The sequence below is a fragment of the Arthrobacter sp. HY1533 genome (genome assembly GCF_027568515.1).
GTDB lineage: Bacteria > Actinomycetota > Actinomycetes > Actinomycetales > Micrococcaceae > Specibacter.
The window spans coordinates 1-25,894 of sequence record NZ_JANKZF010000043.1 but is presented as its reverse complement, the minus strand read 5'-3'; the positions used below and the strand labels follow the sequence as shown (position 1 = coordinate 25,894).

Sequence of the window (25,894 nt, the reverse complement as noted above, 5' to 3'; positions counted from 1 at the left end):
TCGACCACCGGTGGTCGAGCCTGTCGAGACCCGGGTTTTCGTCTTTGCGCTTGCCTAGACCTTCGGGGCGGCGAAGGTGTCGCAGGCTGCCAAGTCTGCGGTTTGGTAGCCGGTGTACAGCCACTTTTGGCGCTGTGCGCTCGAGCCGTGGCTCCAGGACTCGGGGTTGGTGCGGCCCGTGGCAGCCTGCTGGATCCTGTCGTCGCCCACCGAGGACGCGGCGGACAGGGCATCGTTGAGGTCCTTCTGGGTCAACGCTTTCAGGAATGGCTGGCTGCTGCCCGGCGCCGGCTGGGACGAGGCGTAGCGCATCCAGATGCCGGCGTAGCAATCGGCCTGCAGTTCGGTGCGGACGGCCAGCGACTGTTCACCCTTGGAACCCTGCTGGGCCTTGCCAATGGTCCCTGTCAGGTTCTGCACGTGGTGGCCGAACTCGTGGGCCACCACGTACTCCTGGGCCAACGGGCCGCCCGAGGAGCCGAAGTCGGTTTCCAGCTGGGCAAAGAAGTCGGGATCAAAATAGGCCTTGTTGTCGCCGGGGCAGTAGAACGGGCCAACGGCGGAGGTGGCCTGACCGCAGGCCGTGCTGACGCTTCCGGTGAAGATGACGGTCTTGGGGACCGAGTAGCCCACGCCGTATTCCTTGAGGTAGCCGGGCCAGAAGCTGTTGAGTGAGTTGGCCGTGCCCAGGATGCGGCAGTCCAGGCGCTCGTTGGCGTCCTGTCCGGTCTGGCAGCTCGCCAGGCCGGCTCCGGAGGATTGCTCGATGGCAGGCTGGCTGCCGGTGTCGCCCAACAGCGAGGACAGCATGTCCGGATTGATGCCCAGCAGCGCACCAATGAGCACCACAATGCCGCCGCCGAGCCCCAGGCCCACCTTGCCGCCGCGGCCCATGCCGCCGCCCCTGCGGTCTTCCGCCTGCGACGGATCAAGCCGCGCACCTTCATTAAAAGTCATGGCTACAGGGTACCGCCTGCCACGCCCGGCAGACATGAAGCCCTTGCCGCGTGTGCCCCGGCAGGCAGCTGCTGCCCATCCTCATCTACCATGTAGGCAATGCCATTCATCAACCAGCTCCAGCACTGGGCTGCCGCGCGCCCGCAGCAGGCCGCCGTCATTGTGGGGGAGCAGGCACTCTCCTTCTCGGAACTCCTGCATGAGGCCGGCCTTGCCCCTGCCGGCGGCCACGTGTCAATCATCGACGAGCCCACCGGCACGGGCCTCGCAGCAAAGTTCTGCGCCGCCGTGCTGCAGGGCCGCACGGCCATGGTGCTCGATGCCGGCTGGCCGGACGAGGTGCGGCGCAAGCTGGCCGAGGCGGCGGCCGCCTGGGCCGGCGGCGGCTCAGCGGAACGGCCCTTCCTGCTGGGGCTGTCCTCCGGAACCAGCGGCACGCCCAAGGCCTTCGTCCGGTCCGCGGAATCCTGGCGGGAGTCCTTCATCCAGAGCACGCGGCATTTCGGGGTCGAGACCGGCTGCACAACCCTTGCCCCCGGCCCTTTGGCCGCCAGCATGAACCTCTACGCCCTGGGGGAGTCCATCCACGCCGGCGGCACCTTTGTTGCCCTGCTGCACTTCACCCCCGATGCCGCCCTGGACGCCATGGACCGCCACGGGGCCACCCGGCTCGTGCTGGTGCCCACCGTCCTGGAGCTCATCGCGTCACGCGGACTGGCCACCGGGCGGGGAGGGTCGGCGCTGCGCCAGATTGTCTGCGCCGGCTCTGCGCTCGGGCCGGAAACCCTTGACCTGGTCAGACGCTGGGCGCCGCAGGCAGACATCCAGCAGTACTACGGCGCGGCCGAGCTGGGCTTCGTGGCAGCCTCCAGCGACGCCGGGGCACCCGGCGTGGGTGTGGCCTTCCCCGGCGTGGAGCTGAGCATTCGCGGCCCCGGCGGGGCGGAATTGCCGGCCGGGACACCGGGCGACATCTGTGTCCGGAGCCCGTACATCTGCGGCGGCTACGCCTGGGGCGACGACGGGCTGGCGTTCGGCAGCGTCGGCGGAACGGGCACGGACCCGGCCGCCTGGTTCACAGTGCGCGACCAAGGATGCCTCGACGCCGACGGCGTGCTGCACGTGGCCGGCCGGGCAGGCGACATGGTGGTCACGGCGGGGGCCAACGTCTACCCCCACGAGGTAGAGTCCGCACTGGCTGCCGCCGTGCAGTGCGGCATCATGGTGGCAGGCGTCCCCGACTCCCGGCGCGGCCAGCTGCTCGCAGCGGGCATCGTGGTCCCCGGCGCAGCGGAAGCTGACGCGGTGCTTGCAGCCTGCCGCAAGGCCGCCCAGGCCCTGCCCGCCGGGCACCGGCCCACTGCCTGGTATGCCCTGGACACCTTGCCGCTCACGGGCAGCGGAAAGCCAAGCCGCAGGCTCTTTGCCCAGTGGATACAAGAGGGGGATCCCCGTGCACGACGCATCCGATAGCACGCCTGCCACCACCGCCGTGGTCATCGAGGCCAGGCGCCTGCCCACGGCCAAGGCCGGCGGGCCCTACCGCAGCCACCGGGCCCACGAGCTTGGTGCCGCCGCCATCCGCGCGCTGGTTGACGCAAGCGGCGTCGACCCCGCCACGATTGACGACGTCATCCTGGGCAATGCAACGGGCGGCGGAGGCAACGTGGCCCGGCTGGCCGCACTCACGGCAGGGCTGCCGGAGTCAGTTCCCGGCCTGACGGTTGACCGGCAGTGCGGATCAGGGCTGGAGGCCGTGGTCCTTGCCTGCCGGCTGATCCAGGCCGGTGCCGGTGACACGTACGTGGCAGGCGGGGTGGAGAGCATCAGCACCGCGCCGGCCCGTGCACACCGTGCGGCGGACGGCTCCCTTGAATTCTTTGACCGGGCACAGTTTGCGCCCCTGGCCACGGGGGACCCCGACGCCGGCACGGCCGCCGAGAATGTGGCCACCCACTACAGCATCAGCCGGGAACGGCAGGACGCCTACGCATTGGCAAGCCACGCCCGCGCCGTGGCAGCGGCCGCGGCAGGCCGCTTCGCCACGGAGACAGTGCCCTTTGCCGGACTGGCTGCCGACCAGGGCCCGCGCGCCAACCTCACCCCCGCACTCATGGCCCGCTTCCCGGCCGCTTTTGTGGACGGCGGCACTGTCACGGCGGGCAACTCCTGCCCCTACAGCGACGGGGCGGCGGTGCTGCTGGTGACCTCGCTCGAGCGGGCCAGGGGCATGGCCGCAGACGGGCTCGTGTTCCGCGACAGCGCCGTGGCCGGCAATGACCCCAATCTCCTGGGCGTGGGAGCGGCGCATTCCACCCGGGACCTCATGGCCCGCACGGGCCTGTCCGGGGCCGGGCTTGGGGCTTCACTGGTGGAGTTCAACGAGGCGTTCGCCGCCCAGGTCCTGGCCGTGGCCGACCTCCTGGGCGTTGACCCCGCCCTGTTCAACCACGACGGGGGTGCGCTGGCCCTGGGGCATCCCTACGGTGCGTCGGGGGCCGTGCTGGTGACCAGGCTGTTGGCCCGGGCCAGGCGGCTGGCCGGCCTGGGTGCCGGCTCGGCGCGAGGGCCGGTGCCGCAGGACGCCGTGGCCATGGTCAGCATGGCCGGCGGCATGGGCATCTCGGCCCAGTTCCGCTGGGCGGCGTTTCGGGAAGGCTAGCCGTCCTCCGGCTCACCCAGGCCGCGGGCGGCCAGGGCCTCACCCGTGGCACGGGCGTAGGCCACGGTGGCAATGACCACGGGCAGCGATCGGGCCAGCAAGTTGCGTTCAAGGCCGCGGGCGCGGGCGGCGTCGCGCACATCGCCAAAGGCGCCAATGACAAATGGGATGCTGCGCAGCATCAGGGCCACAGTGAGGGAGAAACGCTCGGGGTCCGCGCCGAAGCGTTCCAAGGGGCGGACCAGCGCGGCCAGGCCGTCCAGGAGTTCATCCACGGGCGTGGTGGACGTGAGGATGTTGGAGGCCAGCACCGTGGCCACAATCGCGGCCACCACCTGCCAAGCCACCCACGGCCCGTTCTGCCACCACTGGTAGCCGGCAATCAGCACCAGGAAGATGAGCATCATGCGCACGGCCCGCCACATCCGCCCCCAGCCCAGGCCAGCCAGGAAGTGGGCGCCGGCAACCGCGGCAAGCACCGCCGTCGTCACGGCGGCCCCGGCCGCGACGGACACCGCCGGCGAGGCCAGGCACAGGACGGCGACGGCCAGCAGCAGCAGGGCCTTGGCGGCCAGCGGCAGCCGGTGGACGGGGGAGGAGCCGGGAACATGCGCGGCCACCAGGAAGGCCTGGCCGCGCACTAATCCACCAGCCGGAGGTAGGCCGCAATGGCCTCCCCGGGTGCGCCGTCGAACGCCAGGGCACCATTGTCAATTACCAAAACCCGGTCAAAGCCCGAAACCAGGGCAAGGTCATGCGTTGACATGATGAGCTGCTGGGGGAGGGCCTCAAGGCGCTGCATGAGGAGCCTGGTGTTGCGCAGGTCCAACAGGGTTGAGGGCTCGTCGAGTACCAGGATGTCGGGGGCCACGGCCAGCACTGTGGCCAATGCCGTGAGCTGGCGTTCCCCGCCGGAGAGCTCGTAGATGCTGCTCCCGGCCAGGTGCCCCAGGCCGTAGGCAGCCAGGATGGCCTGGGCCTTCTCCCGCCGCGCCGCCTTGCCGAGCTTCTGCCGGCGCAGGGACAGCTCAATGTCCTCCAGTGGCGTGGGCATGACCAGTTGCGAGAGCGGATCGGTGAACACAAAGCCCACGCTGCGGCGCACCGCCCCAACGGCTGCCTGCGTGCTGTGGCCGTTCACATGGACTGTGCCTTCGGAAGGCAGCACGAGCCCGTTGAGCAGGCGCAACAGGGTTGACTTGCCCGAACCGTTGGCGCCGATGACGGCAATGCGCGGCTCTTCCAGAGTCAGTGTCAGCGGGGACAGGATGCGCTTGGGCTGCTGGTTGCGGGGATCAGCCGGTTCAAGGGTGACGCCGGCGCCAGCCAGGACAATGCTGTTGTGCAGGGGGGTGCTGCCGGGAGTTGCGGTGCTCACTTGCGGCGGCGCACCAGCAGGTCGGGGAACGCGCGGTGCAGGCTCAGGGCGATCAGCACGGCGATGACGTTCTTGATGATGTCGCCCGGCAGGAAGATGACATCCGCAGCGATGGCGGCCTGCAGGCCCATGCCCTTGATGAGGAAGCCGATGATCCCGCTGATGTGGATGACCACTGTGCCGGCCAGTGCGGCGCCGAACAGGGCCGCGGCACGCCACCGGCTGCGCACGGCCAGCGTGGCGAGCAGCCCCACAACGGCTGCGCCGAAGATGAAGCCGATGATGTATCCGGCGGACGGGCTGGCCAGCACTGCGGGCCCTGCGCGGAAGCCGCTGAAGATGGGAAGTCCCACAAGGCCCAGCAGGATGTACAGCCCCACGGCGGCAGTGCCGCGGCCGAATCCGAGGACCAGACCGCACAGGCAGACCACAAGCGTCTGCAGGGTGATCGGCACACCCAGTGCGCCCACGTTGATGCCGGGGACGGCGATGGATGCGGCCATGAGGGCTGCGAACACGGCGATGAGGGACAGGTCCATGGCGCCCCAGCGCTTCCGGCGGGAAGGGGTGGCCAGCTGTGCAGGGGTGTCACCGTTGACGGTGACGGGTGTTGTGATGGTCTCACCCACCGGGCGTGGATCAGTCATGGTTTGTGGTCTTTCCCTAGAGTTTTGTGGTGCCGGGATTTTCGCCGCCCTGGAACCTCGTTAGACTGGACAGGTTGTTCAACGCAAGTCTTCTCCGCTGGGGGAGAATCGTTTCGCGGCACTTACCCACTTACGTGAAAGGTTACTACGTTGATATCGGTCCAAGACCTTGAGTTACGTGCAGGAGCTCGGCTGCTCATGGACGAAGTATCATTCCGCATCGACAAGGGTGACAAGGTTGGCCTGGTGGGCCGCAACGGTGCCGGCAAGACAACCCTGACCCGTGTTTTGGCCGGGGAAGGCCTCCCCGCCGGCGGCAAGGTCACCCGCACGGGTGAGATTGGTTACCTGCCGCAGGATCCCCGCACCCCTGACATGGAACAGCTCGCGAAGGACCGGATTCTCTCCGCCCGCGACCTGGACAAGGTCATCACGAAGCTCCGCAAGGCCGAGGCCGACATGGCCAGCGAAGACAACTCCGTGCGCGACAAGGCCATGCGCCGCTACGACCGCCTCGAGGTCGAGTTCCTGGCCAACGGCGGCTACGCAGCCGAGGCCGAGGCGGCCTCCATCTCCTCCAACTTGGCCCTGCCCGAGCGGATCCTGAACCAGCCGCTGAAGACCCTCTCCGGTGGCCAGCGCAGGCGCGTGGAACTTGCCCGCATCCTGTTCTCCGGCGCGCAGACCATGCTCCTTGACGAACCCACCAACCACCTTGACGCGGATTCCGTGGCCTGGCTGCGGGACTTCCTCAAGAGCCACAACGGCGGCCTGATCGTGATCAGCCACGATGTTGAACTTCTGGATGCCACCGTGAACAAGGTCTACCACCTCGACGCCAACCGGGCCACGATCGACCAGTACAACCTTGGCTACAAGAAGTACCTGGCACAGCGCGAAACCGACGAACGCGCCCGACGCCGGGAACGCGCCAACGCCGAGAAGAAGGCCGGCGTCCTCATGGACCAGGCCAACAAGATGCGCGCCAAGGCCACCAAGGCCGTTGCGGCCCAGAACATGGCCAAGCGCGCCGAGCGCCTGCTGGCCGGACTTGAAGAGGTCAGGGCCCAGGACAAGGTGGCGGCACTGCGCTTCCCGGATCCCTCGCCCTGCGGCAAGACCCCGCTCATGGCTGAGGGCCTGTCCAAGTCCTACGGATCCCTGGAGATCTTTGTGGACGTCAGCCTCGCGATCGACCGCGGCTCCAAGGTGGTCATCCTGGGCCTCAACGGTGCCGGCAAGACCACGCTCCTGCGCATGCTTGCAGGGGTGTCCCAGCCCGACACCGGCAAGATCATCCCCGGCCACGGCCTGAAGGTTGGCTACTACGCCCAGGAGCACGACACCCTGGATGTCACCCGCACGGTGCTGGAGAACATGCGTTCAGCGGCCGGCGACATGAACGACGCCGAGGTGCGCGGCATCCTTGGCTCGTTCCTGTTCTCGGGCGATGACGTCAACAAGCCGGCCGGGGTCCTCTCCGGTGGCGAGAAGACACGCCTGGCCCTGGCCACGATCGTGGCTTCCAGCGCCAACGTGCTGCTGCTCGATGAGCCCACCAACAACCTGGACCCCGCCAGCCGTGCGGAGATCCTCGGGGCGTTGAAGAACTACACGGGCGCCGTGGTGCTGGTCAGCCACGACGAGGGCGCCGTTGAGGCCCTCGACCCCGAGCGCGTGGTCCTGCTGCCCGACGGCGACGAGGACCTCTGGAACCCGGACTACCTGGACCTCATCACGCTGGCCTGATCCCCACGCCCTCCCAGAGCTCGCAAGATCGCTCTGGGGCCCTCGGGCGCGTGGGCCCAGCGCCCTCCTGCCGAATCAACGCCCGTTCTCTGCCCCGTTGGGGTCAGCGGACGGGCGTTTCCGTTGCGCGGGTCTTTTCCAGAAGCTCGCCGTAGCTGGCCGACAGCATGGCCTGGTGGCTGCCCGCGCCCGCCCACAGCACGGGGAACTGGGCCAGGTCCGTGTCCAGGAAGGTGCGGATCGGGGCCGGGTGCCCCAGGGGCGCAACGCCGCCCACGGCCTGGCCGGCGTGCCGGAGCACAAAGTCCGGGGTGGCGCGGGTGATCTTGGGCAGCCCGTGAAGCCTCGCCACGAGCTTCACATCAACCTTGGCGGCACCGCTGGCCAGGATCAGCAGGGGCTCGCCGCCGCATTCAAAGATGAGGCTGTTGGCAATGGCCCCCACGTCGCAGCCCAGCACGGCGGCGGCGGTGGCTGCCGTTGCCACGGAGTCCGGGACCACAATGACAGTGTCGGGCAGGCCCGCCGCGAGCAGGGCCGCGCGCACATTTTCCACCACCGGGTCTGCGGTTTGCTCGGCGGATGCGGGGGCTTCGGGGAGTTTTGTTTCGTGGCTCACAACGGCAAGTCTATGACAATCCCCACACGGGCAGGCGGTTCTAGAACCCCTGCGAGTCCAGGAGCGCGTCCTCGGCTTCCTCGGCAGTGGGCCGGGCGCCGGGTTTGCGCACCTTTGTAAGCCTGCGGGGATGGAACGCCGAGCCGCGGCCGTAGAGCTCCTCGACGGGGACGCCGGACTCGGCGGCCTCGAGCTCGTCAAACTCATCGTTGCGCCGCTGCATGCGGGCCGCGTAGCCGAAGCCCACGAACGCCAGGATGCCGAAGGCAATCCACTGCAGGGCATAGCTCAGGTGCGATCCCTCGTCGATGGACGGGGCGGGGAACGGCACGGGGTTGACCGCGGCCGCGGGGGATTCGGTGGCCAGCTGCCCGTAGGCGCCGGTCTTGATGGGGTAGTCCAGCTGCGCCGCGTAGTCGTTGAGTTCAATGGAGGCCAGCTGGCCCTCGGGTGCGCTGCGGTCCAGTTTCGGTTCGGCCGGCTTGAGCCTGGCAACTACCGTCACCTGGCCGGTCTCGGGCTGCGGGACGGTGTCCGGATGGCCCGGCTCCTTGTAGCCGATGGGCAGCCAGCCGCGGTCGATGATGACGGTGTCGCCGTTCTCCAGCGTCAGCGGAACCAGCACCTCATACCCGGGCGCGCCGTTGAGCGGGCGGTTGCGCACGATCCGCTCATCCTCGGTCTGGTAGGTGCCGGTCATGCGCACCTGGGTCCATTCCCGGGCGGGGTCCAGGGAGTCAAAGTTCGCCGCCGCGTTGGCGTAGTCGACGATTTCGCCGGAGTAATTTTGCTGAATCTTGGCAATGTTTTCCACGACGGCGTTGCGCCGGTTCATCTGCCAGTTGCCCAGCGCGGCGCAGGCCACGGCAAAGACCACTGCCACCACAAAGTAGCCCAGCCACCGGCTGGAGAACAGAAATTTGTACGTCTTCATGAACTACGCGGAATCCTTAGGGCTCAAGGGCTGGGTCGCCTTCCACAGGCTGCGGCTTTTCAGGTAGTCCTCGAGCCACTCGACATGCCCGGGGCATGCCACCCAGATCTTACGGCGCTCGGCTGTGTGGATCTTGGGATTGTTCCACAGCAGTGCCATGGTGGCGCTTTCGCGGCACCCCTTGCGCGAACAGATGGCATCGGCCGGCTGTTCCGGGCCTTGCCCGCCGTCGCCCGGGAGCATGTCAAGGATGTTCATGGCGGGGCTCTTCCTGCTGGCCTGTTTCGGTTTCATCAGCCGTGTCGGGGACGATTTCCCCGGTGAGGACCTCGCTTTCGGCGGGGCCGCCGTCGGCCGCTCCCTCCGGGCCCTCCGTGACGGCGTAGCGGGGTGCCTCATCGAGGAGGTCAACGGTTTCGCGGTGCGTAATGTCGGAGCCGCCGTTGGCGATCACCACAGCCACCCAGGGAAGCACCACGGCGCCCACGACGGGGATGAGCTTGTACCAGCCGTCAAACAGGAAAATGGCGGCCAGGCACACCATGCGGATGCCCATCGTGATGGCGTACTTGACCATCCGGTGGCGCATTTCCTCACTGTGGGCCTCGGCGGCGTTGGTGATGGATACAACTTCTTCGGGAGGGGCTTTGCGGGGGCGCCTGCTGCGCCCTCCGGCACCGAAGTTCGGCATGGCTGATTGCTGTTTCATCACACTCCAAGGGACCTTCCCATTCTGTCACTGCGGGGTTGCACAACCAAAAGCAAACTGTGTGCCCGCGCCCCTTTCACCGTAGGATTCGTAAACCAAGGGTGATCCGCGCGGCATTGCGCGCCGCTTCGGCAGATATTCGCTGCCCGGACACCAGTTGACCAATCTTTTGTCTTATTGGAGGAATACATGAGTGCACCAGCAGGGGCAGAGGGTCAGGGCCGCAGCGTCCTGGTCACCGGCGGCAACCGAGGAATTGGCCTGGCCATCGCCAAGGCCTTCCTGGCCAACGGCGACAAGGTGGCAGTGACGTACAGGAGCCCGTCGGAGCTGCCCGAGGGCATCCTGGGAGTGCAGGCCGACGTCACCGACGCAGCCTCGATCGATGCCGCCTTCACCGAAGTTGAGGCCGCCCACGGCCCCGTCGAGGTGCTCATTGCCAACGCCGGCATCACCAAGGACACCCTGCTGCTGCGCATGAGCGAGGACGACTTCACCTCGGTCATCGACACAAACCTCACGGGTGCCTTCCGCGTCATCAAGCGAGCCTCCAAGGGCATGATCCGCCTGCGCAAGGGCCGCGTGGTCCTGATCTCCTCCGTCGTGGGCCTGTTCGGCTCCGCAGGACAGATCAACTACGCCGCCTCCAAGGCCGGCCTGGTGGGCATTGCCCGCTCGCTGACCCGCGAACTGGGCTCACGCGGCATCACCGCCAACGTGGTGGCCCCCGGCTTCATCAGCACCGACATGACGGCCGAGCTGCCCGAGGCCACGCAGAAGCAGTACCTCGCCTCCATTCCCGCCAACCGCTTTGCCTCCGCGGAGGAAGTGGCCAACGTGGTGCGCTGGGTATCCAGCGACGAGGCCTCCTACATCTCCGGCGCCGTCATCCCGGTCGACGGCGGACTCGGGATGGGCCACTAGGCCCTGCACTGTACTCGGCAGTAATGCCGGGCACCGATAGGATTTCACGTAATGGGGCAGTATCTGCCCTGAACCGGATTTAAGGAAGTTTCATGGGAAAGCTTGACGGAAAGACAGCCATTGTCACCGGCTCCTCACGTGGGGTTGGCGCCGATGTGGCGAAGTTCCTGGCCGCAGAAGGCGCAGCCATTGTGGTCAACTACCGCCAGAAGGCGCCCCGCGCCAACAAGGTGGTGGCCCAGATCCAGGAGGCCGGCGGCCGCGCCGTGGCCGTGGGTGCGGACCTGACCACCCAGGAAGGCGTGCAGGCCCTGGTCAGCGCCGCCATTGAGAACTTCGGTTCCCTTGACCTGGTTGTCCTGAACGCCTCGGGCGGCATGGAAAGCGGCATGGCCGAGGACTACGCCCTCCAGCTCAACCGCGACGCCCAGGTGAACCTGCTCAACGCGGCGCTGCCCGTGCTGACCCCCGGTTCACGCGTGGTGTTTGTCACAAGCCACCAGGCGCACTTCATTGAAACCGTGCCCACCATGCCCGAGTACGAGCCTGTTGCCCGCAGCAAGCGCGCCGGCGAGGACGCCCTGCGCGCCCTCATCCCGAACCTTGCCGCAGAGGATGTCTCCCTGGTTGTGGTCTCCGGCGACATGATCGAAGGCACCGTGACGGCCACCCTCCTGGACCGGGCCAACCCCGGCGCCATCGAGGCCCGCCGTGAAGCAGCAGGCCGCCTGTACTCCGTGGCCGAGTTTGCCGCCGAGATCGCCACGATGGCCACGGCCGACGTGCCCTCCGGCCACACCGAATACGTGGGCGGCGCGGGCTCCTTCAAGTAGCCCGCAACCCTCCCTCACAACATGGGGTGAAACACGACAATCGCTCCCTCACCAAAAGTGGGGGAGCGATTGTCGTTGAGGCGGAATTCCAGGTCCGTCAGGCCCGTTCAGGCCCCGGCTATTCGACCGGGATGCCGGCCAGGACCAGTGCCACGTCCAGGTTGGGGAGGTTGATCTGCGCGTCTGCGGCCGCACGCACGGCGGGCTTGGCATTGAAGGCCACGCCCAGGGCGGCGGCATCCATCATGTCAAGGTCGTTGGCGCCGTCGCCAATGGCCATGGTGGCTTCCCGGGCAATTCCTTCGGCGGCACTCCAGGCCAGCAGCTGGCGAGCCTTCGTGGCCCTGTCCACCACGGCGCCGGAAACCTTGCCCGTCAGGTGCCCGTCAACAATCTCCAGGTCATTGGCCAGTGCGTAGTCCAAGCCCAGGCGCTCGGCCAGCGGCGCCAGGATCTGCGAGAACCCGCCGGACACTGCCGCCACGACATGCCCGGCGGCCTTGGCCTGGGCCACGAGCCGCTCGGCGCCAATGGACAGCTTGATCTTGGCTCCCACTTCCTCCAGGACGCTGACGGGCAGGCCGGCCAGCGTGGCCACGCGGTGGTGCAGGCTCTCGGCGAAGTCGAGCTCTCCGCGCATGGCGGCCTCGGTGACTTTCGCCACTTCTGCCTCGGTGCCGGCATGGGCCGCCAGCAGCTCGATGACCTCCTGCTGGATGAGGGTGGAATCGACGTCCATGATGATGAACTTGCGTTCCGCGCGGCGCAGCGAGTCGGGCACGACGGCGGTGCTTGCGTTCTCCGCCCCCACCGCCGAGAGCGCCTTGCGCAGGAGGGCGAGCCGTTCGCCGTCGTTGCCGTTCATGGCCAGCCAGCCCAGCTCAAACACGGCGGCATCAAATCCGGGGTGCGTTTCGCTGCGTTCGGAGGCAATGGTGCAGCCGTGGCCGGTCAGGGCCTCCCTGATCTGCTCGAGGTCGGCGGGGGAGAGTTTTTGGCCATAACTGACTGCGGTGTATGTGGAGGGCATGAAATGCATTCTAGCGAAGGGGCGGCGCCCGCGCCCACCGTGGACTCGGGCGTGGACGCGCCCGCGTCACCACCTTGTGCAGGTTGGCGTTGGCCGCCCCCGGTGCCCTAGGCTCAATGGTTATGAGTGAAGTTCTGGGATTGGCCGGTGTCAGCGTTGTCCGCGGCACCAAGACCTTGTTGGACAACGTCGACTGGCGTGTGGCGGAGGGTGAGCGCTGGGTGGTGCTTGGCCCGAACGGTGCGGGCAAGAGCACGCTGCTGCAAATTGCCGGTGCACGCATGCACCCCACCCGCGGCGTGGCGGGCATCCTCGACGAGGTGCTGGGCGCCGTCGACGTCTTTGAGCTGCGTCCCCGGATCGGCGTCGCCTCCGCGGCCCTGGCGCACCAGATCCCGGAACACGAAAAGGTCCTGAACGTGGTTGTCACGGCGTCCTACGGCGTCACGGGCCGCTGGCGCGAGGCCTACGAGCGCGGCGACGAACGCCGTGCGTTCGGCCTGCTGGAGGAGTGGGGCGTCTCCACCTTCTTCAACCGCCCCTTTGCTTCCCTCAGCGACGGTGAGCGCAAGCGCGTGCAGATTGCCCGTGCACTCATGAGCGACCCCGAACTGCTGCTGCTCGACGAGCCCGGCGCCGGCCTGGACCTGGCTGGCCGCGAGGGCCTGGTCAAGCGGCTGAGCGAACTGGCCGCCGACCCCATGGCGCCGTGCACCGTGCTGGTCACCCACCACCTGGAGGAAATTCCCCCGGGCTTCACGCACGCACTGCTGCTGCGCGACGGCGGAGTGGTGGCCCAGGGCCCCATCGCGGACGTGCTGACCGAGGAACACCTCAGCGCAACCTTCGGGCTGCCCCTGGCTGTCACCACCAATGCAGGCCGCTACACGGCCACCGCACGCCACTAGCGCACACCCCTGCCCGTGAACCTCCTGGACTCCCTCTTCATCCTGCTCGGCGGGCTGTGGGCCGGCACCATCAACACGGTGGTCGGCTCCGGCACCCTGGTCACCTTCCCCATCCTGATTGCCCTGGGCATTGCCCCGGTCATGGCCGTGGTCAGCAACGCCATGGGCCTGATTGCCGGGGGAGTCTCGGGCACCTGGGGCTACCGGCGGGAGCTGCGCGGCATGCGGCACAACCTGCTGCTGCTCATGCCGGCGTCCATCCTCGGCGGCATCACCGGCGCTTACCTGCTGCTGCACCTGCCCGAATCGGTGTTCTCCATCGCCGCGCCGGTGCTGATTGTGCTGGCGTTGACCCTTGTGGTGTTCCAGCCGCGGCTGCAGAAGGCCATCAAGGCCCGCCGTGATGCCGCGCCCACCGTGCGTTCGCATGACGCGCTCATGGTGCTGCTGGTGTTCCTGACAGGCGTCTACGGCGGGTACTTTGTTGCGGCGCAGGGTGTGCTGCTCGTGGCGATCCTGGGCATCTTCATGTCCGGGACGCTGCAAAACGCCAATGCCGTCAAGAATGTCTTGGCCCTGAGCGTGAACGTTGTTGCTGCCATTTCCTACCTGCTGTTCGCGCCGGAGAAAATCATTTGGGCCGTGGTGGGCCTCATTGCCGTCAGCTCCCTCGTGGGCGGCTTCGTGGGTGCCCGGATCGGCCGCAGGCTCCCGCCCCTGGTCCTGCGCAGCGTCATCGTCACCCTGGGCCTGGTGGCCCTGTTCTTCATGATCCAGAAATTGGTTGCCGCATGATCATCCACCTCGAAACAGCCGCCGACCCCCGCGTCAGCGACTACGTCTCCCTGACGGACGTCCAGCTGCGCAAGGCCAAGGAGCCTGCCGAGGGCCTGTACATTGCAGAAAGTCCCAAGGTGCTGCGCCGGGCCCTTGCCGCCGGCCACCTGCCGCGGTCCTTTTTTGTCTCGGAGAAGCGGCTGCCCGAAGTGCAGGACCTGATTGATGCCCACCCCGGGGTGCCCGCCTATGTGGGCACGGGGGAAATGCTCGAGGAAATCACAGGCATCAACCTCCACCGCGGGGCCATGGCTGCCATGCACCGCCCCGAACCGGCAACTGTCCCGCAACTGCTGGCCGGCGCGCGCCGCGTGGCCGTGCTCGAGGACATCAGCGACCACACCAACATTGGCGCCATCTTCCGCTCCGCCGCCGCACTTGGCATCGATGCGGTCCTGATCAGCCCGCGGTGCGGGGACCCCCTGTACCGGCGCAGCATCCGTGTCAGCATGGGTGCCGTCTTCCAGATTCCCTGGGCGCGCCTGCCGGACGGGCCGGGCAGCCTGGATGGGCTCCATGACGCCGGATTCACGACGGCGGCACTTGCCCTGGAGCCGGACTCGTTGACCATCCATGAACTCGCGGCCCGCAACGACGACAAGCTGGCACTCATCCTTGGCAGCGAGGGCTACGGGCTCAGTCAGGAAACCCTCGCCGCATCGCAGCACACCGTCATGATCCCCATGCACGCCGGCGTGGACTCGCTCAATGTGGCGGCCGCCAGCGCCGTGGCCTTCTTCGCCACCGGGCCGCGCAGCTGACAAATACCGGCCGGTAACCAGCGCGGGTAGGGTGGAGGCATGAAGATTGAAACGAAAGTGCCCGACTTCACCCTGGCCGACCAGCACGGCACCCCGCGCAGCCTCTCGGAGCTGACGGCGAACGGCCCCCTGGTGATTTTCTTCTACCCGCTGGCCAGCAGCGGGGGCTGCACCAAGGAGGCGTGCCACTTCCGTGACCTGCAGGCCGAGTTCCAGGCCGCAGGGGCGTCCATTGTGGGCATCAGCACCGATTCCGTGGCCCGGCAGCTGGACTTCGCCACCAAAAACAACTTCAACTACCCCCTGCTCAGCGATCCGCAGGGCGAGGTGGCGGATCTGTTCGGGGTCAAGCGGCGCCTGCTCGCCAAGTCCCTGCCCACCAAGCGGGCCACCTTCATCGTGGACGGGCAGCAGGTGCTGCGCTTCGCCGTCGCCAGCGAAACAAACATGGAGCTGCATGCAGACCAGGCCATGACGGCCCTGGCGCAGCTGGCCTGATCCGCCCCGGCTTGGCGAATGAGGGTGTGAACCGGTAGAGTTTCTAGCTGGTCCGCAAGGCCATATCATTCATCAGTCTGGCAAAAACCAGGCGGTATCATTTCGAGGTTGACAGTGAAGCAGAGCATCCACCCCAAGTACGAAGCAATCGTTTTCAACGACCTGGCTTCGGGCACCAAGTTCCTGACGCGTTCCACCGCGACGTCCAGCAAGACCATCGAGTGGGAAGACGGCAACACCTACCCCATCATCGACGTGGAAATCTCCTCGGAATCGCACCCGTTCTACACGGGCAAGCAGCGCATCATGGACAGCGCCGGCCGTGTCGAGCGCTTCAACGCCCGCTTCGCAGGCTTCGGCAAGAAGTAACACTTCTTTCCAATGTTTTGCCGGCCCGCAGCCGGCGGCGAGAACCACAGTTCAACTGTGCTTCTGGCCGCCGGCTGCGGGCCAGTTGTTTAAGGGTGCGGTTTTGCGCGGGGGAGCCGCGGAAGGGGAAGATGGAGCAATGGCTACAGATCTACACGGTGAATACAAGGTCCACGGCGGCAAATTGGTGGTGGTGGACCTGTCCGTCCACGATGGCCACCTGGCAGGAGTGCGCGTCAGCGGCGACTTCTTCCTGGAGCCCGACGAGGCCCTCGAGGACATCAACGCGGCCCTCAACGGCCTTCCCGCCGACCTCCCCGCAGCCGGGATTGCCGACGCCGTCACCGCCGCCCTGCCACCTGGCGCCGTCCTCTTTGGCTTCTCCGCCCAGGCCGTGGCCATCACCGTGCGCCGCGCCCTGACCCGGGCCAGCAGCTGGGTTGACCACGAATGGGACATCATCGCACCCACCGTCCTGCCCACGGCCCTCAACGTGGCCCTGGATGAGGTTCTGACCGAGGAGGTCGGGGCCGGCCTGCGCAACCCGACCCTGCGTTTCTGGGACTGGGAGGAGCCGTCGGTGGTGATTGGCAGCTTCCAATCGGTGCGCAATGAGGTGGACCCCGCCGGGGTGGAGAAGTACGGCATCAACGTGGTCCGGCGGATAACCGGCGGCGGCGCCATGTTCATGGAGGCCGGCAATTGCATCACCTATTCGCTGTATCTGCCGCAGACCCTCGTTGACGGGCTCAACTTCGAGGACTCCTACAAGTTCCTGGACGCATGGGTGTTGGCGGCGCTGGAGTCCATGGGCATCCAGGCGTTCTACATCCCGCTCAACGACATCGCCACCGAGCAGGGCAAGATCGGCGGTGCCGCGCAGAAGCGGCTCAGCAACGGCGGCATGCTCCACCACGTGACCATGAGCTACGACATCGACGCCGACAAGATGGTCGAAGTTTTGCGCATCGGCAAGGAAAAGCTCTCCGACAAGGGCACGCGCTCGGCCAAAAAGCGCGTGGACCCGCTGCGGCGCCAAAGCGGGCTGTCCCGCGGGGAAATTCTGGAGCGCATGTCAGCCACCTTTGCCGGCCGCTACAGCACCCACCCGGCGGTCCTGAGCGAGACCACCCTGGCCGAAGCCGCCCGCCGGGTCGAGGCCAAGTTCGGCACCGAGGAATGGCTCCACCGGATTCCCTGACTGTCCAGGGGCCGGCCCGGCCGGTCTGGCCCGGCCGGTCTGGCCCGGCCGGTCTTGCCCGGCCGGTCTGGCCCGGCCGGTCTGGCCCGGCCGGTCTTGCCCGGCCGGTCTGGCCCGGCCGGTCCGGCTGGTCCGGTCCGCCGCGTGGAGGACCGGACCAGAATGGCCTAGGCCCCTGCGCCCGCCGCCTGGGCGGCAAGCGCCCGGTGCAACTGGTCACGCTGTTCCAGGACGATCCGGCGCAACCCAGCGGCGGCGTCGGGGTTGCCCTGCAGCCAGGCGTCGGTGCGCAGCAGGACCGGGTGTGATTCAGGTGCCATGCCGGCCTCGAGGTCCTGCGTGGCCGGGAACAGTCCGCGCACAATGCGCCCGGCAATTTCCAGGCTTCGGGCCTCCCAGGTCCGTTCGATCATGCCGAAGTACGGCTCCACATAGGGCGCCAACAGTTCCTTGCCGCCCACCATGAATCCGCTGATCGTGGCACCGAGCAACTCATTGCTCAGCTCCGTGCCGTCCACCGCCTCGGCCCAGCGCTGCCGCTTGAGGTCGGCGTCGGGCAGCGCGGCAACTGCCGCGCAGTGGCTGGACCGGTGCTCGGCCGTCGTGTCGGCCGCCAGCTCCGCATCCAGCTCCTCCATGGAGGCCGCGCCGCGGGCGGCCAGCTGCTGCCACAGCAGCCAGCGCAGGCTGCCATCCACCACCAGGCCGGCGGGCACCTGCGTTCCGGCCAGCAATGCCCGGCTCCACGGCGACACTGCATCGCTGCCCCGGCCCAGCCCGGCCATGGCGCGTGCCCAGACAAGCTGCTCGTCACTTCCGGCTTCGGCCTGGTCCAGGTGGTGTTCGACGCCGGCACGCAGCAGTTCCGCCGTATCCGGGCGTCGTGTGGCCGGGCAGTAGTGCTCCAGGGCGGCGGCGGCGTTGTCGGCCAGGGTCTGCAGCAGGCTCGTGTCGGCCTCCCCTCCCGCGTGGTCCACAACTGCCTGGATGTATACCGGTGCAGGCAGCAGGCCGTCGCGGGTGGCGTTCCACAGGGCCGACCACACCAGGCTCCTGGCCAGGGGATCGGCCACCGTGCCGGCGGACGCCAGCGCGGTGGCGAGGGATCCGGCGTCGAGCCTGACCTTGGCATAGCTGTGGTCACCGTCGTTGACCAGCAGCAGCGCCGGAACCGGCAGTCCCACCGCGGCGGGCACCTCCGTCACGTCGCCGGCCACGTCGAGGTCGATCGAGTTCGTGCGGACCAGGGCTCCGCCGTCGTGGTTGAAGAAGCCGAGCGAGAGCCGGTGCGCGCGCAGGGCGGGCAGGCCGGTGACGGGGTCCACGGCGTCCTGCCGGATGGCCAGCGAGGTGAGGGTGCCTGCCTCGGAGCTGAGGACGGGTGCCAGGGTGGACATGCCGGAGGTCTGCAGCCACTGCGCGGCCCAGCCGCCCAGTTCGCGTCCTGAGGCCTCGCTGAGCGGGACAATGAGATCGTTGAGCGTGGTGTTTCCATACTCGTGTTCGGCGAAGTAGCGGCGCGAGCCGGCGATGAACGCCTCCTGGCCAACGTAGGCCACGAGCTGCTTCAGGACCGAGGCGCCCTTGGCATAGGTGATGCCGTCGAAGTTGGCCTTGGCGGCCTCGAGATCCGGGATGTCGGCCACGATCGGGTGCGTGGTGGGCAGCTGGTCCTGGACATACGCCCAGGCCTTGCGGCGACTGGCGAACAGCGTCCAGGACTTTCCGCCCCACGCGGTGGCCTCGGCGACGGCCAGATGGCCCATGTAGTCGGCGAACGATTCCTTCAGCCAGAGATCGTCCCACCAGCTCATGGTGACGAGGTCGCCGAACCACATGTGCGCCATCTCGTGCATGATCGTGTTGGCACGCTGCTGGTAGGCGGTGTCGGTGGCACGCGAGGCATGCAGGTAGTTTTCGGTGAAGGTGACCAGCCCGGGGTTTTCCATGGCGCCCAGGTTGTATTCGGGCACGAACGCCTGGTCGTACTTGCCGAACGGGTACGGGTGGTCAAAGAGTTCGTTGAAGTACGTCAGGCCCGCCTTGGTCACCTTGAAGATTTCATCGGCGTCAAAGTGCGGGGCCAGGGACGCCCGGCAGTAGGCGGCCAGCGGAATGTCCAGCACCTGGCCGGCGTGGGCGCTGACTGCACCGAACGCCATGGAGAAGTGGTCCTCGGCCTTGAAGTAGGGGCCGGCCAGCACCGTGGTGATGTAGGTGGAAATGGGGAGGGTGGGGGCAAAGTCCCAGCTGCCTGCCGCTTCGTTGCGGGCGGACACGGACTGGTTCGAGGCAACCTCCCAGCCCTGTGGGGCTGTGACGTGGAAGGTGAAGGGGGCCTTGAGGTCGGGCTGCTCAAAGTTGGGGAACACGCGGCGGGCGTCGGCCGGCTCGTACTGTGTGTACGTGTAGACCTGCCCGTCCGCTGGGTCAACGAAGCGGTGCAGTCCCTCGCCGCTGCTCGAGTAGGCGGCCGTCGCATTGACCACCACCTCGTTCTCGGCGGCCAGGCCGGGCAGGTGGATGCGGGCGCCGTCCACCACTTCGGCGGGGTCCAGGGCCCGGCCGTTCAGGACAATCGATTCAACGCTGGGGCCGATGAAGTCCAGGAAGGTTGCGGCCGTTCCGCCGGCCGGGACCATGGCCGAGAAGGCGATGGTGCTGCGGGTGGGGAACCCGGGGGAGGAGAGGTCAGCTGCGCGGCCCAGGTCGAGCACAACGTCGTGGTGGTGGATGGAAACTAGCGATTTACGGGCGGCGGCTTCATCGCGCCGAAGATTCTCATTGGACACCGTTTCATTCAATCACGGCACCGGCGACGGGCCGATCCGGCGGGAGCGTGAAGAAGGTGACCGGCTGCGGGATGCCGCCCTGTGACAGATAGAACTCCAGTGCGCCTGTGTCCTCGTTGTCGGCCGGAACAAATATTTCCGTGATGCCCTGCTCCGCTGCAGCCCTGCCCAACTCCTGCATGAGCCGGGCCCCGACACCCTGCCGCTGGTGGTCCGCGCGCACGGCCAGGTCGTAGATGAAGATCTCCGAGGAGGGGGAGCGTGTCATGGGCAGGGTGTGTGCCGTGAGCCCGCCGACAACATCGGCGCCGTCAAATGCCGCGATGGCCCAGAAGGAACCACTGCGCAGAAGGTTGCCGAGGTAGTCCGCGGGCAGTGTTTCGCTGGCCTCCTCGAAGACACCGGTCATGGTGGCCACCATGGCTGCGGCGGCGGCCTCGTCGCCGGGCAGCAGCCGCCTGACCAAGATCTCGACCATGCCACGATCATGCCACGGTGTGCCGGGCCAGACCACGGCTTTCCCGGAAAGAACTACCCGGCCATCAAGTGGACGGCGGCAAACGCCAAGGCGGCGATCAACACCCAGGCGCACAGGGCCATGGCGGTTGCCCGCATCCCGGTGGCCAGCAGTTCACGGATGCGCACGCTTGAGCCAAGGCCGAACAACGCGGCGCCCAGGGCAATGTCCTGGGCCAGGGCACCCGCTTCGATGGCGGTTTCCGGCAGCCAGCCGGTGGTGCGCAGCGTGGCCATGAGCAGGAATCCCACAACGAACAGCGGAACCACGGGCGGGAACTTGGGGGCGGGTCCGGCAACAGTGCTTGCAGGCTGTCCCGAGGCCAGGTGCTCGGCCTGCTCCCGCGCCAGTGTGCGGGTGTGGCGCCGACGCTCCAGGCCGCCTGCCACGCCCACCATGGGGGCCAGCATGACCACGCGGGTCAGCTTGATGACCACGGCGGCGGCCAGGGCCACCGGCCCGGCGGTCTGGGCTGCTGCCACCACCTGGCCCACGTCATGGACACCTGCGCCCACCCACTGGCCAAACTGCAGGGGTGTCAGCCCCAGCGGACCCATGAGCAGCGGCAGCACACCAATCGCGAGGGTGCCGCACAGGGTCACGAGCGCCACGGGAAGCACCGTGTCCTCGTGCTTGGTGCCCCGCACTGCGGCCATGGCGCCAATGGCCGACGCCCCGCAGATCGAAAAGCCCGTGGCAATCAGGAGGGGCATGTCGCCGTCGAGCCTGAACAGCTTGCCCAGCGCATACGTGCCGGCGAAGCTGAGCAGGACCACGGCAACCACCAGGCCAACGCTCAGCCAGCCCAGGTCCATGATGTCGCCCAGGCTCAGCTTGAGGCCCAGGAACACAATGCCCACGCGCATCATGTGCTTGCCCGCGAAGTTCAGCCCGGCCCGCCAGGGCCCCTGGCACAGTTGGCTGGTGCCGGGGAGGTTGACGGCGGCAATGCCCAGCACGACGGCGATGGTCATGGCGGGCAGCATCGGCACAACACTGTGGACCAGGAGGGAGACGGCCACCGCTGCGAAGGCGGCAATCAGCCCGGGGGCCAGCTTGCGCAGCGTGGAGGTCACCAGGGGCTCGGCTTGTAGTCCTTGAGGAAGACGCCGTACTGGTCCTCACCGGATTCGCCCATGACGATGGGGTCGTAGACGCGGGCTGCACCGTCCACCAGGTCGAGGGGGGCATGGAAGCCCTCCTCGGCCAGCCGGACCTTGGTGAAGTGCGGGCGCTCATCGGTGATCCAGCCGGTGTCCACGGCGGTCATGAGGATGCCGTCCTCTTCCAGCATTTCGCCGGCGCTGGTGCGGGTCAGCATGTTCAGCGCTGCCTTGGCCATGTTGGTGTGGGGGTGTCCCGGACCCTTGTAGGCGCGGGAGAACTGGCCCTCCATGGCGGAAACGTTGACGATGTACTTGCGGCGGGCATCGGAGGCCTTCATGGCCGGACGCAGCCGGGAAACCAGCAGGAAGGGTGCCGTGACATTGCACAGCTGTACCTCGAGCATTTCCAGCGGGTCCACCTGGTCAACCACCTGGGTCCAGCTGTTGATGGTGGCCAAGTCGGGGACAAGGCCGCCGGCGTCGATCGCGGTGCCGGCCTCGATGCGCTCCAGCGAGGCGGAGCCCATGGACAGGGCCAGGGCCGCAATCTCGTCGCCGGCCAGCTGCGGGTGCTCCATCATTTGGGTGGCCAGGGCCAGGGGGTGCTTGTCGTGGGCATGGCCAAAGGTGACCAGCTCGGGCATGGGCACGTCGCTGGGCAATTCCTCAAGCTCGGCGTCCACAAGGGGCTTGTAGGCGTTGCCGGAGCGGCGGACCGTCTGGGCCGCGTTGTTGATGATGATGTCCAGGGGGCCGGCCTCGTTGAGGGAGTCCGTCAGGGCCACCACCTGGGTGGGGTCGCGCAGGTCGATGCCCACAATGCGCAGGCGGTGCAGCCACTCCGAGCTGTCTTCCATGGCGGCAAAGCGGCGCGCGGCGTCCTTGGGGAAGCGGGTGGTGATGGTGGTGTGGGCGCCGTCGCGCAGCAGGCGCAGGGCAATGTACATGCCGATTTTTGCCCGGCCGCCAGTGAGCAGGGCGCGCTTGCCGCTCAGGTCGGTCCGCGCGTCGCGCTTTGAATGGTTGAAGGCAGCGCATTCCGGGCACAGCTGGTGGTAGAACGCATCCACCTGGGTGTACGGCTGCTTGCAGATGTAGCAGGGGCGGGGACGCAGGAGCGTCCCCGCCGTGTCGCCGGTGGTTGACGGCTTGAGCTTGTTGCCCCGGGTCTCATCGTCGATGCGGTCGGGGGCCGCCGTGGCGGTCTTGGCGATGACAGCCCTGTCAGCCTCGTTGATGGCATCACGCTTGACTACACGGCGGTGGCGCTTGACCGCCTTGAACATCTTTCCGGTGGCGCGTCGGACGGCCACATAGTCAGGATGTTCTTCGTCAAATACGTGGATGCTCTCCAAAACCTTGATGCAGTTCTGGATTTCTTCGGGGGTCAGCTCTGGGTCAGTCACCCAACAATGCTAGCGGCTTCGCTAGGAAGTCACTGATTCGATGGCCGAGAGCTGGTTTTCCACCGCCTGGTTGACGGTTTCAGCCCTGATCTCATCCTTTGCCACTGCGAGTGCCAATGCCTCAGGCATCTCCGCGGCGGCCACCCGTGAGAGGGCAATTTCCGCTTCGTCGGGGACAGGAACAATCTGGCCCTTGCTCAGGACCGTCAGGCCGGATTCGGTGACCGTGTAGCCGCGTGCCCGGTCCAGATCGTGGTCCACGCCAATGGTGGCGCCGGCCGGGATCTTGACGTTCTTGTCAATGATGGCCCGGCGCACCACGGCACCGGGGCCAACCGTGACCTTGTCCATCAGCACGGAGGCCTGGACGCGGGCGCCAGTGCCCACGTACACATCGTTCGAGAGCACGGAGTTTTCCACCACGCCACCGGAAACAACTACGCCGGGGGCCACGATGGAATCCAGCGCGGCGCCGATCGAGTTGTGTTCGCCCCGGACAAACTTGGCCGGCGGCGAGGTGGTGCTGCGCGTGAAGAGCGGCCAGGCACGGTTGTACAGGTTGAAGATGGGCATCGTGGAGATGAGGTCCATGTGGGCGTCGTAGTAGGAGTCGATGGTCCCCACGTCGCGCCAGTAGTTGCGGTCCCGGTCAGTGGCATCAGGGATGTCATTGGTGGTGAAGTCGTAGACAAACGCTTCATCGCGCTCCACGAAGTAGGGGATGATGTCCCCGCCCATGTCGTTCTTGGTGTCCTTCTTGGCCGCGTCAAACTCCAGCGCCTCAATGAGGGCATCGGTGTCAAAGACGTAGTTGCCCATGGATGCCAGGAACTTGTCCGGGGCGTCGGGCAGGCCGGGGGTGGACTCAGGCTTTTCCACGAAGGCGGAAATCCTGTGGGCACCAATGGCCCCGGGGACCTCGGCGTTGTCCACCTCGATGACGCCGAACTGGTCTGCCATCTCCAGCGGCTGCCGAACGGCGGCAACCGTTGCCCGGGCACCGGATGCAATGTGGCTCTGGACCATTTGTTCAAAGTCCATGCGGTACACGTGGTCAGCGCCCACCACGACAACAATGTCGGGTTCGGCGTCACCAATGAGGTTCATGGACTGGAAGATGGCATTTGCACTGCCAAGGAACCAGCTCTTGCCGCGTCGTTGCTGGGCGGGAACGGTTGCAATGTAGTTGCCAAGTTGGGTGGACATACGCCATGTTTCTGAAATATGACGGTCCAAACTATGAGACTTGTATTGTGTCAATACAACAATTTTCAAATATCCGGAATTTGCCAGATTTGACAATGCGAAATCGACCAACCGAAAACCTGCAAAGGGTACGGCTGGTTTAGCGCGGTCCGCTGTCAAGGGCATCAGACGCTTGCCCTCACCGCCTGCTAATACGATCGCCAGAACTTTCTTAACTGACATGATCCAACCTCCGACAGCTCGAGTAATGCACTTCGTTGTGCCAAATGCGGGTCACAACAACTTCACAGTAGAACAAAATTGTTCCGACAGACTACCTTGGGACTGTGCGTATAGACATTGTGACAAAAGAGTTCCCGCCCGAAATATATGGAGGGGCCGGTGTGCATGTTGCCGAGCTCAGCCGTGTCCTGGCAGCGAAGGTTGATTTATATGTCCATGCATTTGGAAAAGAGCGGGAAATAGATTTTCATGGCGCCACCGTGGCCAGCTATGACAATCTCCCCGAGCTTGCCGATGCGAACCCTGCGATCCAGACACTGGGCGTTGACCTGCAGGTAATTCCTGCCATTGCGGGTTCCGACCTGGTGCACTCCCACACCTGGTACGCCAACATGGCAGGGCATGTCGCAGCGATGCTGCATGGCATCCCGCACGTGTTGAGCGCGCACAGCCTGGAGCCCCTGCGGCCCTGGAAGGCTGAACAGCTCGGGGGCGGCTATGCCGTCTCGTCATGGGTGGAGAAGACGGCATATGAAGGGGCCGCGGCAATTATTGCGGTTTCCGACGGCATGCGTCAGGACATCCTGCGCAGCTACCCTGATGTTGATCCGGCCAAGGTGAAGGTCATCCACAACGGCATCGACGTGGCGTCATGGCAGCGCGATGAGAAGGACGACGTCGTCCGTTCGCTTGGCATTGACCCCGATCGTCCCAGCGTGGTGTGGGTTGGGCGCGTGACGCGCCAGAAGGGTGTGCCGTACCTGTTGAAGGCGGCTGCTGCTCTTCCTCCGGAGGTGCAGCTGGTGCTGTGCGCCGGAGCGGCCGACACTCCGGCGCTCGGCGCCGAGGTCAACGAACTCATTGAAGGCCTTAAGGCGCAGCGCGACGGTGTCATTGTCATTGAGCGCATGCTGCCCCGTGCCGAGCTGATCCAGGTCCTGAGCCACGCCACTGTTTTCGCCTGCCCCTCCATTTACGAACCTCTTGGCATCGTGAACCTGGAAGCAATGGCTTGCGGTGCTGCAGTGGTGGCCAGTGCAACCGGCGGGATTCCCGAGGTGGTTGCCCATGGCGAGACCGGCCTGTTGGTTCCGCTTGAGCAGGTCACCGACGGGACGGGCACGCCGCTTGATCCGGAGAAGTTTGTGGCCGACTTTGCCGCCGCCATGATTGAAGTGGTGAACGATCCTGCCCGCGCACGTGCCATGGGGGAGAAGGGGCGCCAGCGCGCCACCGAGCTCTTCTCGTGGGAGTCGATTGTCGACCAGACCCTGGAAGTGTACAAAAGCGTTCTGCCGCAGCAGTAACAAGCTGCCGCTTTAACGTTGGTGAGGGCCTCGATCTGTGGATCGGGGCCCTTTTCCGTTGTGGTGGTTAGGGGTGTTGTTGTGGGGTGAGGCCGTGGTGGTAGGTGTTGCGGCGTGGGGTTTGGGTGTGGTCGATGATCCAGGGCGGGGTGAACCAGGGTGTGCCGTTGATGAGTTCGACGGTCCATTCGCTGTTGTGGAGCAGGGTGTGGTGGTGGCTGCAGAGCAGGCAGCCGTTCTCAACGCTGGTTTCCCCGCCTGCCTGCCAGGGGATGATGTGGTGGGCTTCGGTCCAGGTGGCCGGACTGGTGCAGTCCGGGAA

27 protein-coding genes are annotated in these 25,894 nt (G+C 66.7%); 12 read left to right on the top strand and 15 right to left on the bottom strand.

Annotated elements, in window-relative coordinates:
* Positions 1-54: 54 nt before the first annotated feature.
* Positions 55-957: a KPN_02809 family neutral zinc metallopeptidase gene (gene ypfJ / locus PCK14_RS18825; RefSeq protein ID WP_269940054.1), complete on the bottom strand. Its 903-nt coding sequence runs from the start codon at positions 955-957 to the stop codon at positions 55-57.
* Positions 958-1,056: 99 nt separating this feature from the next.
* On the opposite strand from ypfJ, the gene PCK14_RS18820 reads away from it, so the two are divergent.
* Both PCK14_RS18820 and PCK14_RS18815 read left to right on the top strand, forming a co-directional pair.
* On the top strand, positions 1,057-2,430 hold the full coding sequence (locus tag PCK14_RS18820) for a class I adenylate-forming enzyme family protein (RefSeq protein WP_269940053.1): 1,374 nt from the start codon (positions 1,057-1,059) through the stop codon (positions 2,428-2,430).
* Positions 2,411-3,619, top strand: coding sequence for a thiolase family protein (locus PCK14_RS18815; RefSeq protein ID WP_269940052.1), 1,209 nt, complete (start codon positions 2,411-2,413; stop codon positions 3,617-3,619). The genes PCK14_RS18820 and PCK14_RS18815 overlap by 20 nt, the downstream gene beginning before the upstream one ends.
* Here the strand turns inward: PCK14_RS18815 and PCK14_RS18810 are convergent.
* The 3 genes from PCK14_RS18810 to PCK14_RS18800 are packed head-to-tail and all read right to left on the bottom strand — an operon-like array spanning position 3,616 to position 5,644.
* Positions 3,616-4,260 carry an energy-coupling factor transporter transmembrane component T family protein gene (locus tag PCK14_RS18810; RefSeq protein WP_269940051.1) on the bottom strand — a complete coding sequence of 215 codons (645 nt, stop codon included), beginning with the start codon at positions 4,258-4,260 and terminating at the stop codon, positions 3,616-3,618. The genes PCK14_RS18815 and PCK14_RS18810 overlap by 4 nt on opposite strands.
* Positions 4,260-4,949: an energy-coupling factor ABC transporter ATP-binding protein gene (locus PCK14_RS18805; RefSeq protein ID WP_442864764.1), complete on the bottom strand. Its 690-nt coding sequence runs from the start codon at positions 4,947-4,949 to the stop codon at positions 4,260-4,262. Before PCK14_RS18805 ends, PCK14_RS18810 begins: the two co-directional genes overlap by 1 nt.
* A gap of 44 nt (positions 4,950-4,993) precedes the next feature.
* Complete coding sequence (locus PCK14_RS18800) at positions 4,994-5,644, bottom strand: biotin transporter BioY (protein ID WP_269940050.1); 651 nt, start codon at positions 5,642-5,644, stop codon at positions 4,994-4,996.
* 150 nt (positions 5,645-5,794) lie between these two features.
* Here PCK14_RS18800 and PCK14_RS18795 point away from each other — a divergent pair, with 150 nt between their 5' ends.
* A complete protein-coding gene (locus PCK14_RS18795; protein WP_269940049.1) occupies positions 5,795-7,393 on the top strand; it encodes an ABC-F family ATP-binding cassette domain-containing protein in 1,599 nt (532 codons plus the stop codon).
* A 103-nt stretch (positions 7,394-7,496) separates the two neighbouring features.
* Here the strand turns inward: PCK14_RS18795 and PCK14_RS18790 are convergent, their stop codons facing one another.
* The 4 genes from PCK14_RS18790 to PCK14_RS18775 are packed head-to-tail and all read right to left on the bottom strand — an operon-like array spanning position 7,497 to position 9,655.
* On the bottom strand, positions 7,497-8,012 hold the full coding sequence (locus tag PCK14_RS18790) for a YbaK/EbsC family protein (RefSeq protein WP_269940048.1): 516 nt from the start codon (positions 8,010-8,012) through the stop codon (positions 7,497-7,499).
* A gap of 40 nt (positions 8,013-8,052) precedes the next feature.
* The gene (locus PCK14_RS18785; protein ID WP_269940047.1) at positions 8,053-8,946 is read right to left on the bottom strand and encodes an SURF1 family cytochrome oxidase biogenesis protein; all 894 of its coding nucleotides are present in this window, start codon (positions 8,944-8,946) and stop codon (positions 8,053-8,055) included.
* A gap of 3 nt (positions 8,947-8,949) precedes the next feature.
* Positions 8,950-9,204 (bottom strand): acetone carboxylase, encoded by a 255-nt coding sequence (locus tag PCK14_RS18780; protein WP_269940046.1) that lies wholly within the window; start codon positions 9,202-9,204, stop codon positions 8,950-8,952.
* Positions 9,191-9,655 carry a DUF3099 domain-containing protein gene (locus PCK14_RS18775; protein ID WP_269940045.1) on the bottom strand — a complete coding sequence of 155 codons (465 nt, stop codon included), beginning with the start codon at positions 9,653-9,655 and terminating at the stop codon, positions 9,191-9,193. The genes PCK14_RS18780 and PCK14_RS18775 overlap by 14 nt, the downstream gene beginning before the upstream one ends.
* Positions 9,656-9,844: 189 nt before the next feature.
* On the opposite strand from PCK14_RS18775, the gene PCK14_RS18770 reads away from it, so the two are divergent.
* Positions 9,845-10,579, top strand: a complete 735-nt coding sequence (locus tag PCK14_RS18770) for a beta-ketoacyl-ACP reductase (protein WP_269940044.1) — start codon at positions 9,845-9,847, stop codon at positions 10,577-10,579.
* Positions 10,580-10,671: 92 nt separating this feature from the next.
* Positions 10,672-11,412: an SDR family oxidoreductase gene (locus PCK14_RS18765; RefSeq protein ID WP_269940043.1), complete on the top strand. Its 741-nt coding sequence runs from the start codon at positions 10,672-10,674 to the stop codon at positions 11,410-11,412.
* A 118-nt stretch (positions 11,413-11,530) separates the two neighbouring features.
* On the opposite strand, the gene serB is transcribed toward PCK14_RS18765, so the two are convergent.
* Positions 11,531-12,442 (bottom strand): phosphoserine phosphatase SerB, encoded by a 912-nt coding sequence (serB, locus tag PCK14_RS18760; RefSeq protein ID WP_269940042.1) that lies wholly within the window; start codon positions 12,440-12,442, stop codon positions 11,531-11,533.
* A 122-nt stretch (positions 12,443-12,564) separates the two neighbouring features.
* Between serB and PCK14_RS18755 the strand changes: the two genes are divergently transcribed.
* The 6 genes from PCK14_RS18755 to PCK14_RS18730 all read left to right on the top strand — a co-directional run bounded on the left by PCK14_RS18755 (position 12,565) and on the right by PCK14_RS18730 (position 17,016).
* Entirely contained in the window at positions 12,565-13,350 is a 786-nt protein-coding gene (locus tag PCK14_RS18755; protein WP_269940041.1) for an ABC transporter ATP-binding protein, read from the top strand.
* A 15-nt stretch (positions 13,351-13,365) separates the two neighbouring features.
* Complete coding sequence (locus tag PCK14_RS18750; RefSeq protein WP_269940040.1) at positions 13,366-14,145, top strand: sulfite exporter TauE/SafE family protein; 780 nt, start codon at positions 13,366-13,368, stop codon at positions 14,143-14,145.
* Complete coding sequence (locus tag PCK14_RS18745; RefSeq protein WP_269940039.1) at positions 14,142-14,948, top strand: TrmH family RNA methyltransferase; 807 nt, start codon at positions 14,142-14,144, stop codon at positions 14,946-14,948. Before PCK14_RS18750 ends, PCK14_RS18745 begins: the two co-directional genes overlap by 4 nt.
* A gap of 39 nt (positions 14,949-14,987) precedes the next feature.
* Positions 14,988-15,446: a peroxiredoxin gene (locus PCK14_RS18740; protein ID WP_269940038.1), complete on the top strand. Its 459-nt coding sequence runs from the start codon at positions 14,988-14,990 to the stop codon at positions 15,444-15,446.
* Positions 15,447-15,560: 114 nt separating this feature from the next.
* Positions 15,561-15,815 carry a type B 50S ribosomal protein L31 gene (locus tag PCK14_RS18735; RefSeq protein ID WP_269940055.1) on the top strand — a complete coding sequence of 85 codons (255 nt, stop codon included), beginning with the start codon at positions 15,561-15,563 and terminating at the stop codon, positions 15,813-15,815.
* A 139-nt stretch (positions 15,816-15,954) separates the two neighbouring features.
* Positions 15,955-17,016: a lipoate--protein ligase family protein gene (locus PCK14_RS18730; protein ID WP_269940037.1), complete on the top strand. Its 1,062-nt coding sequence runs from the start codon at positions 15,955-15,957 to the stop codon at positions 17,014-17,016.
* 167 nt (positions 17,017-17,183) lie between these two features.
* Here PCK14_RS18730 and pepN read toward each other — a convergent pair whose 3' ends face one another.
* The 5 genes from pepN to glgC are packed head-to-tail and all read right to left on the bottom strand — an operon-like array spanning position 17,184 to position 24,265.
* On the bottom strand, positions 17,184-19,808 hold the full coding sequence (gene pepN / locus PCK14_RS18725; RefSeq protein ID WP_269940036.1) for an aminopeptidase N: 2,625 nt from the start codon (positions 19,806-19,808) through the stop codon (positions 17,184-17,186).
* A gap of 4 nt (positions 19,809-19,812) precedes the next feature.
* Complete coding sequence (locus PCK14_RS18720; RefSeq protein WP_269940035.1) at positions 19,813-20,286, bottom strand: GNAT family N-acetyltransferase; 474 nt, start codon at positions 20,284-20,286, stop codon at positions 19,813-19,815.
* A gap of 53 nt (positions 20,287-20,339) precedes the next feature.
* Positions 20,340-21,404 (bottom strand): YeiH family protein, encoded by a 1,065-nt coding sequence (locus tag PCK14_RS18715; RefSeq protein ID WP_442864763.1) that lies wholly within the window; start codon positions 21,402-21,404, stop codon positions 20,340-20,342.
* Complete coding sequence (locus PCK14_RS18710; protein WP_269940033.1) at positions 21,398-22,837, bottom strand: SDR family NAD(P)-dependent oxidoreductase; 1,440 nt, start codon at positions 22,835-22,837, stop codon at positions 21,398-21,400. The genes PCK14_RS18715 and PCK14_RS18710 overlap by 7 nt, the downstream gene beginning before the upstream one ends.
* Before the next feature lie 21 nt (positions 22,838-22,858).
* Positions 22,859-24,265, bottom strand: coding sequence for a glucose-1-phosphate adenylyltransferase (glgC, locus tag PCK14_RS18705; protein ID WP_269940032.1), 1,407 nt, complete (start codon positions 24,263-24,265; stop codon positions 22,859-22,861).
* Between the two features lie 104 nt (positions 24,266-24,369).
* Here glgC and glgA point away from each other — a divergent pair, with 104 nt between their 5' ends.
* Complete coding sequence (glgA, locus tag PCK14_RS18700) at positions 24,370-25,572, top strand: glycogen synthase (protein ID WP_269940031.1); 1,203 nt, start codon at positions 24,370-24,372, stop codon at positions 25,570-25,572.
* Between the two features lie 67 nt (positions 25,573-25,639).
* Here the strand turns inward: glgA and PCK14_RS18695 are convergent.
* Positions 25,640-25,894 (bottom strand): HNH endonuclease (locus tag PCK14_RS18695; RefSeq protein ID WP_269940030.1); only part of this gene is annotated, 255 nt, incomplete at its 5' end.